Source organism: Micrococcus sp. GbtcB5, assembly GCF_019091605.1.
Taxonomy (GTDB): Bacteria; Actinomycetota; Actinomycetes; order Actinomycetales; family Micrococcaceae; genus Micrococcus; species Micrococcus luteus.
This window is the reverse complement of the sequence record NZ_JAGXJK010000604.1, coordinates 1-230: the sequence shown is the minus strand read 5'-3', so window position 1 is coordinate 230 and position 230 is coordinate 1. Positions and strand designations below refer to the sequence as shown.

Genomic DNA, 230 nt, shown 5'->3' with positions numbered 1-230 from the left:
CTCCGAGCAGGCCGTGTTCCACGAGATCGTTCAGGACAAGATCGTCCGCGTGCGCGGCAGGGACATCACCGTGGTGCCGACCGCCAAGAACGACGTCGAGGGCCGCGCGCTGCTGAAGGCGCTGGGCTTCCCGTTCAAGACCGACCAGTCAGACCTCCACGCCACAGGTCCTCCACCGGTGAACCGGTGGCGGAAGCCACGGCGAGGAAGGGCGTGAAGCCCACCCGACC

General features: G+C 67.8%; 1 pseudogene. It reads left to right on the top strand.

The features are described from left to right. A pseudogene (locus KVS67_RS13680) lies at window positions 1-148 on the top strand (50S ribosomal protein L5); the annotation flags it as partial. Window positions 149-230 lie beyond the last annotated feature (82 nt).